Source organism: Neorhizobium galegae (assembly GCF_017877135.1).
Taxonomy (GTDB): Bacteria; Pseudomonadota; Alphaproteobacteria; order Rhizobiales; family Rhizobiaceae; genus Neorhizobium; species Neorhizobium galegae_A.
Genome location: NZ_JAGIPH010000009.1, coordinates 18,290 through 36,291, shown reverse-complemented (window position 1 = coordinate 36,291; position 18,002 = coordinate 18,290). Strand labels below are relative to the sequence as shown.

The following is an 18,002-nucleotide window of genomic DNA, read 5'->3' as shown; positions in this document are numbered from 1 at the left end:
TCCCAGATCTGTTGTTCAAGGCCGCTCATCCCAAGCCACCTCGGTTGGCTTCAGGATATCGCGCAGGCACATCGCGATTGTCAATCAAAAACGATCATAACTTTTCATTGTGCGGCGCAACATAGATATTTTTGATCGATTATGATTGACAGCGATCTTTTGCTAAGCCTATATCGACAGCAAGGAGGAACCCATGCACGAACGTGAACGCCATCGCATCATCTTGAGCGCGATCCAGGAAAAGCCTGTGATCACGGTGCAGGATATTGCCGAGTTGACGGAGGCTTCCGAGGCGACGATCCGGCGTGATATTGCGGCTCTTCATGTGCAGGGAAAGCTGCGCCGGGTGCGGGGCGGGGCGGAAGCCATGCATCCCCCGCAACTGGGCAATCTGGCGGCACGTCCGTTCCGGGTATCGGAATCGGTCAATATCGATAAGAAGCGCGCAATTGCGCGCGCAGCGGTCGAGCTTTGCGAGGAAGGCGATTCGATCATCATCAACGGCGGCACCACCACGTTCCAGATGGTGCATTTCATGTCGGCCCGCCGTCTGCAGGTGATGACCAATTCCTTCGCCATTGCCGAACATCTGGTCAAGCAGTCGAAATGCACTGTGACGGTGCCGGGCGGCGCGATCTATCGCGACCAGAGCCTGATCCTGTCGCCGTTCGAAAACGACGCGATCCGCAATTTTTATGCGCGCCGCATGTTCGTCGGTGCGCAAGGCATTTCGGCGCTGGGCGTGATGGAGCCGGATGCGCTCGTCATCCAGAGCGAGCAGCGGCTGATGCGCCAGGCGGATGAACTGATCCTGCTGGTCGATTCGGGCAAGTTTGCCCGGCGCTCCAGCATGATTCTCTGCCCGCTCGAAAATGTTTCAACCATCATTACCGATGACGGCGTGACCGATGAGGCGGTTGCGATGGTGGAAAGTGCCGGCGTGAAGCTGATCACGGTAAAGCCCGTGGCATCCGCGGGCAGAGAGGATACGTCTTCGGTCGCGTGAGGAGACGACCGGCCGAAGACGGGGAGAGAACGGTCTTTTTTGGGAGGAATGGACATGAAATTATCGAGAAGACATCTGGGTGCGGCAGCCCTTGCGCTGGCAGCCTCCGTTTCCATGGCGGGCTTTGCCTCTGCTGCCGACATCAAGATCGCGCTGGTGGTCAAGTCGCTCGGCAACGGCTTCTTTGAAGCCGCCAACAAGGGCGCCGAAGAAGCTGCCAAGGAACTGGGTGGCGTCAAGATCATCTATACCGGCCCGACGACGACGACGGCCGAAGGCCAGATCGAAGTCATCAACTCGCTGATCGCGCAGGGCGTCGATGCCATCGCCATCTCCGCCAACGATCCGGATGCGGTCGTCCCGGCGCTCAAGAAGGCGGCCCAGCGCGGCATCAAGGTCATTTCCTGGGATTCGGGCGTGGCGCCTGCCGGCCGCATCATGCATCTCAACCCGTCGTCAAACGAGCTGATCGGCAAGATGTGCCTGACGCTCGCCAAGAACCATCTGCCCGGCGGCAAGGGCGATTTCGCCATCCTGTCCGCCACCACCACCTCGACCAACCAGAATATCTGGATCGGCGAGATGAAGAAGCAGCTGAAGGATTTCCCAGGCCTCAACCTCGCAACCACCGTCTACGGTGACGACCTTGCCGACAAGAGCTACCGTGAAGCACAGGGACTGCTCACCTCGCAGCCCAACGTCAAGGTGATCGTCGCTCCGACCACGGTCGGCGTGCTCGCCGCCTCGCAGGCGGTGAAGGATGCCGGCAAGATCGGCCAGGTCTATGTCACCGGCCTCGGTCTCCCCTCCGAAATGGCCGGCGCCATCAAGTCCGGTGCCACCAAGGAATTTGCCATCTGGAACCCGATCGACCTTGGCTATTCGGCAACCCAGATCGCCTATCACCTGGTGAAGGGTGACGCGACCGGCAAGCCCGGCACCGAGGTGAAGGCTGGCCGCATGGGCTCGATCAAGATCGGCGACAATGGCGAAGCGGCCATGGCCGATCCCTTTGTCTACGACGCCAAGAACATCGACCAGTTCTCGAAGATCTTCTGATCATCCCTCACGCTTGACGCTTTGCCCCTCACTCTGACCCTCTCCCCGTTTGCACGGGGAGAGGGAACCTGCCGCACGAAACATCGCGTTGGGTTTTGAGGGCGCGGCATATCTCCTTCTCCCCGTATGCGGGGAGAAGGTGCCGGCAGGCGGATGAGGGGCTCCAATGGTGAAAACAACAATGAATGCTGTCGCACCGATGACTGTTATCGAAAGCCGTGGGGCGCAGAAGCCGCTCTTGGAAATGCGCGGCATCAGCCAGATCTTTCCCGGCGTGAAAGCGCTCGATCAGGTGTCCATCGCGCTTTATCCGGGCGAGGTGACGGCGCTGATCGGCGAAAACGGCGCGGGAAAGTCGACACTCGTCAAGATCCTCACGGGTATCTACCGGCCGAATGAAGGCGAGATCTTGCTCGACGGTCAGCCGGTGCAGTTTGCAAGCGCCCAGGCTGCCATCGATGCCGGCGTCACCGCCATCCACCAGGAAACTGTACTGTTTGACGAGTTGACGGTGGGTGAAAACATCTTTCTCGGCCATGCCCCGCGCGGCCGTTTCGGCACCATCGACTGGCGCACCATCCATGCCCGTTCGCGCGAACTGCTGCGGCAGCTGGAGAGCGAGATCGATCCGACGATCCGGCTGAAGGATCTCTCGATTGCCCAGCGCCATCTGGTGGCCATTGCCCGCGCACTTTCCGTCGAGGCCCGCATCGTCATCATGGACGAGCCGACGGCCGCCCTTTCGCGCAAGGAAATCGACGATCTCTTCCGCATCGTGGAAGGCCTGAAGCGCCAGGGCAAGGCGATCCTGTTCATCAGCCACAAGTTCGATGAAGTCTATGAAATTGCCGAGAACTTTGCCGTGTTCCGCGATGGCAAGGCTGTCGGCCAGGGGCGGCTGAAGGGGACGCCGCAGGCCGATATCGTCCGGCTGATGGTTGGCCGCGACGTCTATGACGTGTTTCCCAAAATCAAGGTCGAGATCGGCCAGACGGTGCTGTCGGTCGAGAATTACTGCCACCCGACGGAATTCAACGACATTTCCTTCGATCTGAAGCGCGGCGAGATTCTGGGGGTCTACGGCCTGATCGGTGCCGGGCGTTCGGAACTCTGCCAGTCGCTGTTCGGCATCACCAGGCCGTCATCCGGCCGCCTGACGCTTGAGGGAAACCGTATTGAGATCCGCTCTTCTGCAGAGGCAATTGCAGCTGGCATCGTCTATGTGCCGGAAGAGCGGGGTCGCCATGGATTGGCGCTGCCCATGCCGATTTTCCAGAACATGTCGCTGCCCTCGCTTGCCAGAACCTCGCGCTCAGGCCTTCTCAATGCCGCGAACGAGTTGAAGCTGGCACGCCAGTATGCGGAGCGGCTGGATCTGCGCGCCGCGGCCCTCTCGGTTCCGGTCGGCACGCTGTCGGGCGGCAACCAGCAGAAGGTCGTCATCGGAAAGTGGCTCGCCACGCAGCCGAAGGTCATCATTCTCGACGAACCGACCAAGGGCATCGACATCGGCTCGAAGGCTGCCGTGCATGGCTTCATTTCCGAACTCGCCTCCCAGGGCCTTTCCATCATCATGGTCTCGTCCGAACTGCCTGAAATTCTCGGCATGTCGGATCGGGTCATGGTGATGCGCGAGGGCCTGCAGGCTGGAATTTTTGAGCGCGCCGAGGCCTCAGCCGAAGTGCTGGTGCGTGCCGCAACCGGCAATGCGTGAAGGATCCGCGATGACACGACTTCTGAAAAACCGCGAAATCCTGCTGACCGGCATTATTGTGCTGATGGTTGCAGGCTTTGCCACCCGCGCACCGGGCTTTGCCGAGCCGACCAACCTGGCCAATATCTTTAACGACACGTCGATCCTGATCATCCTGGCGCTCGCACAGATGACGGTGATCCTCACCAAATCCATCGATCTCTCGGTGGCTGCCAATCTCGCCTTTACCGGCATGGCGGTTGCCATGACCAATGCCGCCTTTCCCGATCTGCCGCTTGTGGCGCTGATCGTCATGGCGCTCGGGATCGGCGCATGTCTGGGCGCCATCAATGGCTTTCTCGTCTGGATCCTGCAGATCCCGCCGATCGTCGTGACACTCGGCACGCTCACCATCTATCGCGGCATGGCCTTCGTGCTCTCGGGCGGCAGCTGGGTCAACGCCCACCAGATGACGCCGACCTTCCTCAATGTGCCGCGCACCGTGCTTCTGGGCTTGCCGGTCCTGTCCTGGGTGGCGGTTCTGGTAGTGCTTGTCTTCTGGTTCGTGCTCACCCGCACGCCGTTTGGCCGTGCCGCCTTTGCGTCTGGTGGAAATCCCGTTGCGGCGGTCTATGCCGGCATCGATATCGGCGCGACGCGTTTCTTCGCATTCGTTCTGTCTGGCGCCATGGCCGGTCTTTGCAGCTATCTCTGGGTCTCGCGCTACGCTGTCGCCTATGTCGATATCGCCAACGGTTTCGAGCTGGATAGCGTAGCCGCCTGCGTCATCGGCGGGATTTCCATTGCTGGCGGCATTGGCTCGGTGGCCGGTGCGGTCCTCGGCGCGCTGTTTCTCGGCGTCATCAAGAATGCGCTTCCCGTCATCGGCATTTCGCCCTTTGCCCAGATGGCGATTTCCGGTGTGGTGATTGTGCTCGCCGTCGTGTTCAACGCCCGCGCCGAAGCTCGAAAAGGCCGTATCATCCTTCGCAACCGTAACACGACAGAGGTGACGGCATGAACAAGCGCGATACGCCGGTCCCCGCCCGCCGCACCATTCCGGATCGGCTCGGCACCCCCTTGTCCCGCACTCTTGCCAGCTGGGAAGTGTTGTTGTTCGGCGTGGCGGTGCTGATCTTCATCGCCAATTCGCTGGCCTCTCCCTATTTCCTGGATGCCTGGAACCTCTCGGACGCGACGTTCAACTTCACCGAAAAGGCGCTCGTCGCCTTTGCCATGGCGCTGCTCATCATCGCCGGCGAAATCGATCTGTCGGTTGCCGCCATCATCGCGCTTGCCTCCACGGCCATGGGGGCGGCTGCACAGGCGGGTGTCGGAACGCCGGGCCTTGTGGCAATCGGTATCGGCACCGGCCTTGCCTGCGGTACCGTCAACGGTTTTCTCGTCTCGGCGCTGAAGCTGCCCTCCATCGTCGTCACCATCGGCACGATGAGCCTGTTCCGCGGCATTTCCTACATCGCGCTGGGGGACAAGGCCTATGGCGGCTATCCGGACAGCTTTGCCTATTTCGGCCAGGGTTACCTCGTCTGGGTGTTTTCCTTCGAGTTCGGTCTGTTTCTCCTCTGCGCCGCGCTGTTTGCCGTGTTGCTGCACTGGACCAATTTCGGCCGGCAGGTCATGGTGATCGGCAATAATGAATTTGCTGCGCGCTTTTCCGGTGTGCCGGTGGAGCGGGTAAAATTCATCCTCTTCCTGCTGACGGGTCTGATGAGCGGTATCGCAGCCGTCTGCCTCACCTCGCGGCTCGGCTCGACGCGACCTTCGATCGCGCAGGGCTGGGAACTGGAAGTGGTCACCATGGTCGTGCTCGGCGGCGTGTCCATTCTGGGCGGTTCGGGCAGCATTCTCGGCGTCGTTATCGCGGCCTTCGTCATGGGGCTCGTCACCTTCGGCCTCGGGCTCCTCAACGTCCCCGGCATCGTGATGTCGATCTTCGTCGGCCTTCTCCTCATCGTCACCATTGCGCTGCCGATCCTGGCGCGCCGCATCAGACAGGCAAGACGCGCATGAGCCTTGAAAAACACGCCTTCAAGATGAAGCTGTCGCCGGGCATGGAAGCCGAATACCGCAGGCGCCATGACGAGATCTGGCCGGAACTGGTGGATCTCCTGCATGCCTCCGGTGTCAGCGACTATTCGATCCATCTCGACCGTGAGACCAACATCCTCTTCGGCATTCTCACCCGTCCCGCCGACCACACGATGGCAAGCCTGCCGGACCATCCCGTCATGAAGCGCTGGTGGGCGCACATGGCCGATATCATGGACACCCATCCGGACAATTCCCCTGTTGCCACCGATCTCGTCACGGTGTTTCACCTGCCATGACCGATTACACGCGCGTTGCGGTTCTCGATGTCGGCAAGACCAATGCCAAGGTCGCCATTCTCGATTGTGCGAGCGGGCAGGAGCTCGATGTGCGCCGTGTCCGCAACCACGTCATCGACGCGCCGCCTTATCCACATTACGATATCGAGGCGCTCTGGCGCTTCTTTCGCAAGGCTTTGCAGGAGCTGGCCGGCAGCGTGGGCTTCGATGCCATTTCGATCACCACCCACGGCGCGTCTGCAGCACTTGTCGATGTATCAGGCGAACTTGCGCTGCCGGTACTGGATTACGAGCATCGCTACCCGCCGGCGATTGAGGAAACCTATGCGGCGCTACGTCCGCCTTTTATAGAGACATTTTCACCGGCGCTTCCCGGCGGGCTGAACCTTGGAGCGCAACTGCACTACCAGAAGACCGTCTTTGCGGATGAATTTGCCCGTGTCGCGCAGATCATGACCTATCCGCAATACTGGGCGTTCCGGCTGACGGGCATTGCGGCCAATGAAGTCACCTCGCTTGGCTGCCATACCGACCTATGGTGCCCCCGGGACGGCGGATGGTCCGGCCTGGTCGATGCGCTCGGCATCCGTCAGCAGATGGCGCGAGTGCGTTCCGCCTTCGATCGTCTGGGGGATCTTCTGCCGCAGCTTGCAGCCGAACTTGGCCTGCCGTCTCCGGTGCCGGTCTTTTGCGGCCTGCACGATTCCAACGCTTCGCTTCTCGCCCATCTCGTCGGCCGCGAGCCGCCGTTTTCGGTCGTCTCCACCGGCACCTGGGTGGTCAGTTTCGCCGTCGGCGGCGATCTCAATCATCTTGATCCGGCCCGCGATACGCTGGCCAATGTCGATGCCTATGGCCGCGCGGTTCCTTCCGCACGCTTCATGGGGGGGCGGGAATACGAGATGCTCGCCAGCGCCCTTGGCCCTCTCGATTCGCAGGAGGGTGTCCTTCAAGCCCTTCCTGCCGTCATCGCCTCGGGGCTGATGCTGCTTCCCAATGTGGCAGAAGGATCCGGGCCGTTTCCCGGCCGGCGCATGCGCTGGATCGAGGAGAAGGGTGGTGGGGGCCCTTGCCGTCATGACCGCTGGGCAGCTGCTTCGCTGTATCTAGCACTGATGACCGAAGCCTGCCTGGACCTGCTGGGGGCGGACGGTCCCGTGTTGGTGGAGGGGCCGTTTGCCGCAAATGAGGCCTATCTGGCAGCGCTTGCAGGTCTTCTTGGCCGCAGCGTGCTGGCCCTTGCCGGGTCCACCGGCACCACCCATGGTGCAGCCCTGCTCTGCGGCTCGGCACTGCCGTCTGAAACCGGACGGGCGGTCGTTCCTCTGTCTGCCGAGGGGCTTGCCGCGTATCGCGCGCAATGGCGCTCCTTCCTCGCCTGACGGCGGGCTGGAACAATCCCTGGCTTTGCCGGTTAGGCCGGCATCAACCAGGAGATCATAATGGCCGTAGCCGACGAAACACGCACGATTTTCGTGACGGGCCTTAAAAACGCCCACGCCATGGAAAACCAGGCTCTTTCGATCATGAAGCCGCAGGTTTCCCGCATCGAGAACTATCCGGAAGTCGCCACCCGGCTGGAAGCCCATATCCGCGAAACCGAGGGGCAGATCCAGCGGCTCGAGGCGATCCTGTCCGGCCTTTCCGAAAGCAATTCGGCGCTGAAGGACATGGCGCTGTCCATGGGAGGCTCCATGGCGGCCATCAGCCACAGCATGGCCGGTGACGAGATCGTCAAGAATTCGCTCGCCAACTTCGCCTTCGAAAATTACGAGATCGCTGCCTACAAATCGCTGCTGACCATTGCCGAACTCGGCAATTTTCCGGCGGCAACGGCCGGTCTCAAGGCCAATCTGGACGAGGAAGTGGCCATGGCCGATTGGCTGGACCACAACCTGCGCAGCCTGACGATGAAGTTTGCCTCCCTGAAGGAAGCCGGCGCACCCGCCAAGATCTGATGCCGCTTCGCTGATCAATGACCGAAGCCCGCGATGTCCTGTCGCGGGCTTTTTGCTGCCTCTTGCCTCAGGTCGCGCAGACGTGTACAAGATAATTCAATACTTATAGGATTATTGAATTATGAATGGAAAGCAGGCAGTCGTTCTGTTTGGTGCGCTCTCGCAGGAAACGCGGTTGAAGATCATCCGCATGCTGGTGGTCGCCGGGCCCGCGGGCATGGCCGCCGGTGCAATTGCCGAGGCCGTTGGCGTTTCGGCCTCCAATGTCTCGTTTCACTTGAAGGAACTGGAGCGGGCAGGGCTTGTCGCGGCAGAGCGCGATTCGCGTTCCATCGTCTACTCTGCCGCCTACGAACAACTGACCGGCCTCATCCGCTTTCTGATGGAGGATTGCTGTGGTGGACGTCCGGAGATCTGCGCGCCTGTCACACATACCATCGACATCTGTTGCGCCACGGCCGCCGAGGAAAACAAGCCATGACCATCCTGCAGCACGATCCACTGGCAGGTCGCCGCCGCACCTGCGCAGCTCGCCGCACCAAGGGCAGGACCTTCTGATCATGTCGACATTCGAACGCTATCTCACCCTCTGGGTCTTTCTCTGCATCCTTGCCGGTGTGGCGCTCGGCGCTCTCATGCCCAGCGTCTTTCATGCGATTGCCGTCTTGGAAGTCGCCAAGGTCAACCTGCCGGTGGCGGTACTGATCTGGCTGATGATCATCCCGATGCTGATCCGGATTGACTTTGCCACTTTGGGGCATGTCGGCCGTTACTGGCGCGGAATTGGCGTGACGCTTTTCATCAACTGGGCGGTCAAGCCATTTTCCATGGCGCTGCTTGGCTGGCTGTTCATCGGCTGGCTGTTTCGCCCGTTGCTGCCGTCCGCCCAGATCGACAGCTATATTGCTGGCCTCATCATTCTGGCAGCGGCGCCCTGCACGGCGATGGTCTTTGTCTGGTCTAACCTGACCAAAGGCGAGCCGCATTTCACCCTGTCGCAGGTGGCGCTCAACGACGCAATCATGGTCATCGCCTTTGCTCCGATTGTTGGTCTTTTGCTCGGCCTGTCAGCCATCACCGTGCCATGGGATACGCTGATCCTCTCGGTCATGCTTTATATTGTCCTGCCGGTGATCGCCGCCCAGCTTATCCGGGGCCGGCTTCTGGCCTCCGGCTCAACGGTTGCGCTCGACGCTCTGCTGAAGGTCATGCAGCCGCTGTCGCTTGTCGCACTTCTGACGACGCTTGTGCTGCTATTTGGCTTCCAGGGCGAACAGATCATCGCGCAGCCCATGGTGATCGCGCTTTTGGCCGTCCCCATCCTTATCCAGGTCTATGCCAATTCCGGCCTTGCCTACCTGCTCAATCGGATCAGCGGTGAAGCCCATTGCGTGGCCGGCCCCTCGGCCCTCATCGGTGCCTCCAACTTCTTCGAGCTGGCGGTGGCTGCTGCCATCAGCCTCTTCGGCTTCCAGTCCGGTGCCGCCCTGGCAACCGTGGTCGGCGTGTTGATCGAGGTGCCGGTCATGCTGTCGGTCGTCTGGATCGTCAATGCCAGCAAGCCCTGGTACGAGCGCGGCGCGTCCGTGCGGTCAACCTCTGTCGAAAGGACGTGAAACGCCATGGATGTCATCATCTACCACAATCCCGCCTGCGGAACCTCACGCAACACGCTCGCCATGATCCGCAATGCCGGCATCGAACCCATCATCATCGACTACCTGAAGACACCGCCTTCGCGTGCCGACCTTCAGAAAATGATCGCCGCTGCCGGGCTTTCGGTGCGCGAGGCGATCCGAGAAAAGGACACGCCCTATAGGGAGCTGGGCCTTGATGACCCGGCGCTCAGCGACGATCAGTTGCTGGATGCGATGCTCACGCATCCGATCCTCATCAACCGGCCATTCGTGATCACACCGCTTGGCACGCGGCTGTCGCGCCCGTCCGAACGGGTGCTCGATATACTGCCCGATACCCACAAGGGTCCGTTTGCCAAGGAGGACGGAGAGCAGGTTCTGGACGCGGAGGGCAAACGTCTTGGCTGAGTTCTCTTCCTCCCTGCCGGCGGTGGTGGAAAATCATTTGCGCATGCCGGACCCCGCTGCACTGCGGCCGACCTTCTCCACCCACAAGCCACGCATCCTCATTCTATACGGATCGCTCAGAACCATTTCCTATAGCCGGCTATTGTCCGAGGAAGCGGGCCGGTTGCTGACGCATTTCGGCTGCGAGGTGCGCCTGTTCGATCCGGCCGGGCTTCCGCTTCCCGATGCCGAGCCGGTCAGTCATCCGAAGGTGGCCGAACTGCGCGGTCTGGTCGAATGGTCGGAAGGCCAGCTGTGGGTGAGCCCCGAGCGCCACGGCGCCATGACCGGCATCATGAAGGCGCAGATCGACTGGATCCCCTTGTCCATCGGCTCGATCCGCCCGACGCAGGGAAAGACGCTGGCGCTGGCGCAGGTGTCCGGCGGCTCGCAATCCTTCAATGCGCTGAACCAGATGCGCATTCTCGGGCGCTGGATGCGGATGCTCACCATCCCGAACCAGTCGTCGGTTGCCAAGGCCTTTCAGGAATTCGATGAACACGGCCGCATGAAACCATCCGCCTATTATGACCGGGTGGTGGATGTCTGCGAGGAACTGGTGAAATTCACCCTTCTCACCCGCGATGTCTCGGGCCACTTGACCGATCGCTACAGCGAGCGGAAAGAGGATGCGCAAAAGCTGGAACAACGGGTGAAACTGAGTTCGATATGAGTGAGCGCCTGCCGATTGCCGCCATTGTCGCCCTAGGGGTGACGCAGATCATCGGCTATGGCACACTTTATTACAGTTTCAGCATTCTGGCGCCGGCCATGGCGCGGGATTTCGGCTGGACGGTCGACTGGCTCTTTGGCCTTCTGTCGGCCTCGCTCTTTCTCTCGGGCCTTGTTGCGCCCTATGCCGGGCGCCTGATGGACCGCTTCGGCACGGGCCGGGTGATGGCAACCGGCTCGCTGATGGCAGTCATGTCACTGCTTCTGTGTGCTCTGTCGTCAAGCCTGCCGATGTTCGTCGCCGGCATTGTGCTGATGGAAGTGTCTTCCAATCTCGTCCAATACGGGGCAGCCTTTGCCCTTCTGGTGGAAATCCGGCCGCGGGAGGCATCGCGGAGCATTACCTATCTGACGCTGATTGCAGGTTTTGCCTCCACTTTGTTCTGGCCCTTCACATCGGCGCTCCACGCGCATCTCGACTGGCGCGAGGTCTATCTTGCCTTTGCGGGGCTCAATCTCCTCATCTGCCTGCCACTGCATGCCTGGCTCGGGCTGCAGGGCAAGGGTGCCCGCGGTGCCGTTGACGCGTCGACCCGCAATCGCGGTGAACCCGTCCCGGGTCTTCTTCCCGAAGCCGTTCGGGAACGCGGCTTCCGCCTGATGCTGGCCGGCATGGGCGTGGTGTCCTTCGGCAATGCGGCGCTCCTCTTCCACATGGTGCCGGTGTTGACAGCGCTGGGGCTCGGAGGCACAGCCGTCCTGGTTGCCACAGTCTTCGGGCCGGCGCAGGTTTTGAGCCGCTTCACCAACATGATCTTCGGCAAGAATCTCGATGCGCTGCATCTGGCGGTATTGATGGCGGTCTTTCCGCCGCTTGCCATTCTGATCCTGACGCTCACCCATCCGTTCGTGCCGGGTGCGATGGTGTTTGCCGTCCTATTCGGCTTCGGTTCGGGTCTGGCCAGTATCGTCTTCGGAACCTTGCCGCTGACGCTCTTCGGCAGCGAAGGCTACGGTGCCCGACAGGGGCAGATGACGCTGGTACGGCTTGCCGTATCGTCGGTTGCCCCGTTCGGCCTTGCCTTCGTTCTGGAAAGAGCCGGCGCGGCAAGCGTTCTCTGGTCGCTGACCGGGCTTTCGCTTGTCGGGCTGGTTATCTTTCTGGCGCTGGCGCGGCTGGGCCGCCGGGCAGAGGCGACGGAATAAGACAATCCGGGAGACGGATCTCCCGGATCGTGTTGCGTGAAATGAGCGGTTATTCGGCCGCTTCGCTCTGCATCATGCCGGCCTTGGGAAGCTTGCCCATCAGAACCTCTTCGGCTGTTGCCTTGTGGTTCTTTACCGAACTCGTCCACTGGCCCCAGACGGCCGGATCGATCACGTCGCCGTTGCGGCCAAGATTTTGCAGGCGCCGTGTCTCCTCGTCCGTCAGCACCTGTTTCGGCAGGGGGCCGAGATGGGCGATGTCGCTCACCGAAATGCCGAGCTTTTCGCCAACGCGCCGGCCATAATCGTCATGCACCATGAAAAAGTGCCAGACCATGCGCTCCTGCACGTCGCGCTGACATTGCGACAGAAGGTCCCCCATGTTGAAGATCAGGTCGTCGCGTTCCCAGTCCATCATGGTGCAGAAACGGCCACGCGCCTGTTCATAGTCATTGCGGCGTTCCAGCACTTCGCGGGTCAGGCGGCCGCGGATTTCCGGCGGATTGTTCGGCTCCGCGCGGGCGCTTTCCGTCAGCCCGTCATGGATGGACGGCTCATAGTTCACATGCGGGTTCTGCCCCGGCGCCAGATCGCGCTGAAAGCTCATCTGGCCGCCGGAGAGGTTGGTCGAGACCTTGGCGTTCTTCGGCTGGTTGACCGGCAATTGCAGGTAATTGCTGCCGACGCGGTAACGCTGGGTGTCGGAATAGGAGAAGGTACGCCCGACCAGCATCTTGTCGTCGGAAAAATCCAGCCCATCCACCAGCACGCCGGTACCCATGGCGATCTGCTCATTCTCGTTGAAGAAATCCTCGACATTGCGGTTCAGAGTCATCGTGCCGACATGGCGCAGGGGGAACTGGTGTTCCGGCCAGATCTTGGTGTCGTCGAGCGGGTCCCAGCTGAGTTCGGGATGATCGTGATCCTCCATGATCTGCACGAACATGTCCCATTGCGGATATTCGCCCCGCTCGATCGCGGTGAAGAGATCCTTCGAGGCCGAGCCGAAATCCTGGCCCTGCACCTTGGCAGCTTCTTCCGCCGTGAGGCAGGCCAGACCGGCGCGCGGGTGAAAATGGTATTTCACCAGCACCGTCTCACCTTGGTCATTCACCATCTTGTAGGTGTTGACGCCAAAGCCTTCCATGTGCCGATAGCTTGCCGGAATGCCGCGCGGCGAAAACAGATGCGTCAGCATATGCATGCTTTCCGGCGTCTGGCTCATGAAGTCGAAGATGCGGTTCGGTTCCTGGCGAAACGTCACCGGATCCGGCTTCAGCGAATGGATGACATCGGGAAACTTGATCGCATCCCGGATGAAGAAGACCGCCAGATTGTTGCCGACCAGATCCCAGTTGCCGTCTTCGGTATAGAACTTGACGGCAAAGCCACGCGGGTCGCGCGCCGTCTCGGAGGAATCGCGCCCACCGATGACGGTGGAGAAGCGAATGGCGAGCGGCGTCTTCTTGCCTGCCGTCTGGAACAGTTTTGCGCGCGTATATCTGGACGCGGGCTCGTCGCCGATCTTGCCGGTCACTTCCAGTTCGCCGTAACAGACGAAGCCGCGCGCATGCACGACGCGCTCGGGAATGCGCTCCCGGTCGAAATGGCTGATCTTTTCGAGAAACTGGTAGTTTTCAAGCGTTGCCGGGCCGCGCGCGCCAACGGTGCGCTGCGACTGGTTGTTGGTGATCGGATGGCCTTGCCGGTTGGTCAGAACCTTGTCATCGGTGCCCTTCGGCATCGTGCCGCTCGGTCTGTCATCCATGGTCGTCCCTCCTGTTTGATAAGACATGGTTCGGTAAGACATGCGCGCTCCGCCGCCCCGAAGGGCAGCACGCCATTGATGTCGAACCTTCAAGGCCTCGACTTGTTCCTCACTGTTCGTGATCCATATCCGTCAGCACGGCGTGTCACGACACGTACGTTGCCAATGCGGTGCATCAGGAGGGGATCATGCAGGACAATCGGGGGACTGAGCAGCTCGGCAGCCAGCCGGAGCTGAAACGGGTGATGGGGCCGGGGCTGCTGCTGCTGTTCATTGTCGGCGACATTCTGGGCACCGGCATCTATGCGCTGACGGGGCAGGTGGCTGCGGAAGTGGGGGGCGTCGTCTGGCTGCCTTTCCTCGTCGCTTTCCTGGTCGCGCTCATGACGGCCTTCAGCTATCTGGAACTGGTGACGAAATATCCCCGTGCGGCGGGTGCTGCGCTTTATACGCACAAGGCCTTCGGCATCCATTTCATCACGTTTCTGGTGGCCTTTGCCGTCATGTCCTCCGGCGTCACCTCGGCGGCCACGGCGTCACGCGCCTTTGCCGCCAATTTTACCGCCTCCACGGGCTTCGATGCCGGCGCCTTTGGCGTCACCGGCGTGGCGCTTGCCTTCATGGCGCTGGTCGGCATCGTCAATTTTCGAGGCGTCGGCGAAAGCGTCAAGGTCAACGTGGTGCTGACCGTCATCGAACTGTCCGGCCTGCTCCTCATCATCGGGATCGGCTTCTGGGCGATTGCGGGCGGGCAGGGCGATGTCTCGCGCGCCTGGACCTTTCAGCCGGCCGGAGATCATGGCGCGATCTGGTCGGTTGTTGCGGCAACGACGCTTGCCTTCTTTGCCATGGTCGGCTTCGAGGACAGCGTCAACATGGCGGAAGAATGCAAGGAGCCGAGCCGGATCTTTCCGAAAGTCCTGCTGGGTGGGCTTGTGCTGACGGGCATCATCTATGTCCTCGTCTCCATTTCGGCCATCACGCTGGTGCCTGCCGCAGAACTTGGCGAGGGTGAAACGCCGCTTCTGAAAGTGGTCGCCGCCGGTGCTCCGGACTTTCCGGTCGGCATCTTCGGTCTCATCACCATGTTTGCCGTGGCAAATTCCGCCCTCATCAACATGATGATGGCAAGCCGCCTCATCTACGGCATGTCGCGCGAAAACGTGCTGCCGCCGGTCTTGGGCAAGGTGCACGAGACGCGACAGACGCCGTTCGTCGCCATCCTCTTCACCACGCTGATTGCAGCCCTCCTCATCACCTTTGCCGGCGGCGTGCCGGCGCTCGGCGGCACCACGGCGCTGTTGCTGCTCTGCGTCTTCACCATCGTCAACATTGCGGTCCTCGTGCTGCGCAAGGACAAGGTGGAACACAAACATTTTCGCACGCCAACCATCGTGCCGGTGCTGGGGGCTGCCAGTTGCGCCTTTCTGGCCGGGCCCTGGACGGGGCGCGATCCGGTGCAATACACCATTGCCGGCCTGCTGATCGCGCTGGGCGTCGTGCTGTGGTTCGTGACGGTTGCCGTGATGAAACGTCAGGCTCAACCAGCTGTCTGATCTGAGGCCCGGCCGTCGCGCCAGGCTTTCTGCGACTTTTCAACCGGCAGCGCCGTTGCCTCGAATACGCCGCGTGCGATGGCGCGGGCAAAGGTGAGTGTTGCCAGGTGGCAAAGCTCCATGAAGTCGAGCGGGTCTTCGAGGGCGCGTTTGCCGGTCGCGGCTGCAAAGACCGTATCGCCGTCGGCCGGCAGGTGTGCGGGAAGGATCGCCCGGGCAAGCCCGTCATGCGCCATGATCGACAGGCGATGCGCCTGCGCCTTGGTGAGGATGGCATCGGTCACCACAAGGCCGATGGTCGTTGCCTTAAGGTTCACGCCTTTCAAACGCATCGATCGATCGCTCGGCGTGAATGTGGCGGGAAGGCCGAGACCACCGAATTCCTGTCCCTCTTCAAAAGGGGCTGCCCAGAAGTGCCGGCCCTCTCCCACGGTCGCCGAGCCAAGGGCGTTTACGGCCACCAGCGCTGCAATCCGGTGTCCGCTCAGCGTCACCGCGCTTGCCGATCCGAGCCCGCCCTTGAAGGTTGCCGTGGTGGCGCCAGTGCCGGCGCCGACGGTTCCGAGCGCGAAGGGACCCTTTGCGGTCGCCGCAAATGCCTCGTAACCCATATCGCGATAGGGAGAATGAAGACCCCAGTCCTTGTTGCCGCCGTTCAGGAGATCCATGAGGATGGCCTGCGGCACGATCGGGACCCGGGTGGTGCCGACCTGAAGCCCACGTCCGATCTCACGCAGCCCCGCCTGTACGCCGCCGGCCGCATCGAGCCCGAAGGCCGATCCGCCCGACAGCACCAGCGCATCGACCTTTTCCACCGTAAGATAGGGGTCAAGCAGTGCGGTATCGCGTCCGCCCGGCGCTCCGCCGAGCACGATGCCGGAAGCGGTGGCCGGTTCATCGAAAACCACCACCGTGACCCCGGATCCGAGGGCGAGATCCGTGGCATGGCCAACGCTCAAGCCATCGATATCGGTGAGGAGATTAAGGGGAGCGGGCATGGGCGGGGACCTTTTGACGTCAGCGGCGATTCGGTCCGCAGACTAGCGCGTTGCGCTGCCCCTGTCGTGCAAGGGGCAGCGGCTTCATCGCTGCCCCCTGTTGATCCCGTGTCAGGCGATGTCGAACTTCACACCCTGCGCGAGCGGCAGCGTGCGGCCATAGTTCAGCGTGTTGGTGGCCCGGCGCATATAGGCCTTCCACGAATCGGAACCCGATTCGCGGCCGCCGCCGGTCTCCTTTTCGCCGCCGAAGGCCCCGCCGATTTCAGCGCCCGATGGGCCGATGTTGACATTGGCAATGCCGCAATCGGAGCCACGGGCGGAAATGAAGGTTTCGGCCTCGCGCATGTCATTAGTGAAGATCGAGGAAGAGAGGCCCTGCGGCACGTCGTTGTGGAGCGCAAGCACTGCGTCGAAATCGGAATATTTGACGACGTAGAGGATCGGCGCGAAGGTTTCCTCGATCACCGGGCCGCATTGCGACGGCATTTCGACGATGGCGGGGCGTACGTAATAGGCGTCGGCGGCGTCTTCGGCAGAGACGCGCTCACCGCCGGTCACGCTGCCGCCCTCGGCCTTTGCGGCTTCCAGAGCCGCCTGCATCTTGTCAAACGCTGCCTTGTCGATCAGCGGGCCGACGAGATTGCCATCCACCATCGGGTTGCCGATGGTGACGGACTGATAGGCTTTTTGCAGGCGCGGCACGAGGTTGTCGTAGACGCTTTCATGGACGAAGAGGCGGCGAAGCGAGGTGCAGCGCTGGCCGGCCGTGCCCATGGCGGAAAAGGCAACGCCGCGCAACGTGAGATCGAGATCGGCCGTCGGCGTGACGATGGCAGCATTGTTGCCGCCGAGTTCCAGGATGGCGCGGGCAAAGCGCTTGGCAAGGCGCGGGCCGACGGCGCGGCCCATCGCCGTGGAGCCGGTGGCTGAAACGAGCGGCACTTTCGGATGGTCGACCAGCACTTCGCCGATCTCGCGCCCGCCGATCAACAGCGTTGAAAGATTGGCCGGTGCCTTGCCACCTTCGGCGATGAAGCGGGCAAGCGCCTTTTCAAAGATCGCCTGTGTGGCAAGCGCCGTCAGCGGCGTCTTTTCGGACGGCTTCCAGACCGTGGAATTGCCGCAGACCAGCGCCAGCGCCGCATTCCACGACCAGACGGCAACGGGGAAGTTGAAAGCCGAAATGATGCCGGTGACGCCCAGCGGATGCCAGGTTTCCATCATCCGATGCTCGGAGCGCTCCGTTGCGATGGTCAACCCATAGAGCTGGCGCGACAGGCCGACGGCGAAATCGCAGATGTCGATCATCTCCTGCACTTCGCCGAGGCCTTCCGAGGTGATCTTGCCGACCTCGATGGAAACGAGGCGACCAAGATCCACCTTGGCCGCGCGCAGTTCTTCGCCGAGCAGCCGGATCAGTTCGCCGCGCTTGGGCGCCGGCACCTGACGCCATTCAAGAAAGGCCTGATGCGCGGCATCGATGGCGGTCGTCGTATCGGCTGCGGAGATTTCCGGCAGGCGCCCGATTTCCGTGCCTGTGATCGGCGAGCGCACGACAAGCGTGCCGCCCGTATAGGCGGAAGCAGCAACACCAAGCTTTGCAAGAATGGCAGCGGTTTCGGCGTTGAGGTTGAGCGTGGCGAGGGTCATC

The 18,002-nt window shown here is 61.6% G+C and carries 17 protein-coding genes; 14 read left to right on the top strand and 3 right to left on the bottom strand.

Features of this window, described 5'->3' with window-relative positions; genetic code table 11:
• Positions 1–193 precede the first annotated feature (193 nt).
• From J2858_RS20730 to arsK, 13 genes are all read left to right on the top strand, one after another.
• Positions 194–1,006, top strand: a complete 813-nt coding sequence (locus J2858_RS20730; RefSeq protein WP_210106768.1) for a DeoR/GlpR family DNA-binding transcription regulator — start codon at positions 194–196, stop codon at positions 1,004–1,006.
• Between the two features lie 54 nt (positions 1,007–1,060).
• On the top strand, positions 1,061–2,065 hold the full coding sequence (gene rhaS / locus J2858_RS20725) for a rhamnose ABC transporter substrate-binding protein (protein WP_210106767.1): 1,005 nt from the start codon (positions 1,061–1,063) through the stop codon (positions 2,063–2,065).
• A 199-nt stretch (positions 2,066–2,264) separates the two neighbouring features.
• Complete coding sequence (locus J2858_RS20720; RefSeq protein WP_245366891.1) at positions 2,265–3,779, top strand: sugar ABC transporter ATP-binding protein; 1,515 nt, start codon at positions 2,265–2,267, stop codon at positions 3,777–3,779.
• Positions 3,780–3,789: 10 nt separating this feature from the next.
• On the top strand, positions 3,790–4,779 hold the full coding sequence (locus tag J2858_RS20715) for an ABC transporter permease (protein ID WP_210106766.1): 990 nt from the start codon (positions 3,790–3,792) through the stop codon (positions 4,777–4,779).
• The gene (locus J2858_RS20710; RefSeq protein ID WP_210106765.1) at positions 4,776–5,789 is read left to right on the top strand and encodes an ABC transporter permease; all 1,014 of its coding nucleotides are present in this window, start codon (positions 4,776–4,778) and stop codon (positions 5,787–5,789) included. The genes J2858_RS20715 and J2858_RS20710 overlap by 4 nt, the downstream gene beginning before the upstream one ends.
• A complete protein-coding gene (gene rhaM, locus J2858_RS20705) occupies positions 5,786–6,106 on the top strand; it encodes an L-rhamnose mutarotase (RefSeq protein ID WP_210106764.1) in 321 nt (106 codons plus the stop codon). Before J2858_RS20710 ends, rhaM begins: the two co-directional genes overlap by 4 nt.
• The gene (locus tag J2858_RS20700) at positions 6,103–7,488 is read left to right on the top strand and encodes an FGGY-family carbohydrate kinase (RefSeq protein ID WP_210106763.1); all 1,386 of its coding nucleotides are present in this window, start codon (positions 6,103–6,105) and stop codon (positions 7,486–7,488) included. The genes rhaM and J2858_RS20700 overlap by 4 nt, the downstream gene beginning before the upstream one ends.
• 60 nt (positions 7,489–7,548) lie before the next feature.
• Positions 7,549–8,064 (top strand): ferritin-like domain-containing protein, encoded by a 516-nt coding sequence (locus J2858_RS20695; RefSeq protein WP_210106762.1) that lies wholly within the window; start codon positions 7,549–7,551, stop codon positions 8,062–8,064.
• Between the two features lie 121 nt (positions 8,065–8,185).
• Positions 8,186–8,545: an ArsR/SmtB family transcription factor gene (locus J2858_RS20690; RefSeq protein WP_210106761.1), complete on the top strand. Its 360-nt coding sequence runs from the start codon at positions 8,186–8,188 to the stop codon at positions 8,543–8,545.
• Between the two features lie 79 nt (positions 8,546–8,624).
• Positions 8,625–9,680, top strand: coding sequence for an ACR3 family arsenite efflux transporter (gene arsB / locus J2858_RS20685; protein ID WP_210106760.1), 1,056 nt, complete (start codon positions 8,625–8,627; stop codon positions 9,678–9,680).
• A gap of 6 nt (positions 9,681–9,686) precedes the next feature.
• Positions 9,687–10,109, top strand: coding sequence for an arsenate reductase (glutaredoxin) (gene arsC, locus J2858_RS20680; RefSeq protein ID WP_210106759.1), 423 nt, complete (start codon positions 9,687–9,689; stop codon positions 10,107–10,109).
• Complete coding sequence (arsH, locus tag J2858_RS20675) at positions 10,102–10,821, top strand: arsenical resistance protein ArsH (RefSeq protein WP_281067755.1); 720 nt, start codon at positions 10,102–10,104, stop codon at positions 10,819–10,821. The genes arsC and arsH overlap by 8 nt, the downstream gene beginning before the upstream one ends.
• Positions 10,818–12,026, top strand: coding sequence for an arsenite efflux MFS transporter ArsK (arsK, locus tag J2858_RS20670; RefSeq protein ID WP_210106758.1), 1,209 nt, complete (start codon positions 10,818–10,820; stop codon positions 12,024–12,026). Before arsH ends, arsK begins: the two co-directional genes overlap by 4 nt.
• A 49-nt stretch (positions 12,027–12,075) precedes the next feature.
• On the opposite strand, the gene J2858_RS20665 is transcribed toward arsK, so the two are convergent.
• Positions 12,076–13,794 (bottom strand): catalase, encoded by a 1,719-nt coding sequence (locus J2858_RS20665; RefSeq protein ID WP_281067754.1) that lies wholly within the window; start codon positions 13,792–13,794, stop codon positions 12,076–12,078.
• 188 nt (positions 13,795–13,982) lie between these two features.
• Between J2858_RS20665 and J2858_RS20660 the strand changes: the two genes are divergently transcribed.
• Positions 13,983–15,350, top strand: coding sequence for an APC family permease (locus J2858_RS20660; RefSeq protein WP_210106757.1), 1,368 nt, complete (start codon positions 13,983–13,985; stop codon positions 15,348–15,350).
• Here the strand turns inward: J2858_RS20660 and J2858_RS20655 are convergent.
• Both J2858_RS20655 and amaB read right to left on the bottom strand, forming a co-directional pair.
• Positions 15,335–16,348, bottom strand: coding sequence for a P1 family peptidase (locus J2858_RS20655; protein ID WP_210106756.1), 1,014 nt, complete (start codon positions 16,346–16,348; stop codon positions 15,335–15,337). The genes J2858_RS20660 and J2858_RS20655 overlap by 16 nt on opposite strands.
• Before the next feature lie 111 nt (positions 16,349–16,459).
• Positions 16,460–18,001 (bottom strand): L-piperidine-6-carboxylate dehydrogenase, encoded by a 1,542-nt coding sequence (amaB, locus tag J2858_RS20650; protein ID WP_210106755.1) that lies wholly within the window; start codon positions 17,999–18,001, stop codon positions 16,460–16,462.
• Position 18,002: the final 1 nt, after the last annotated feature.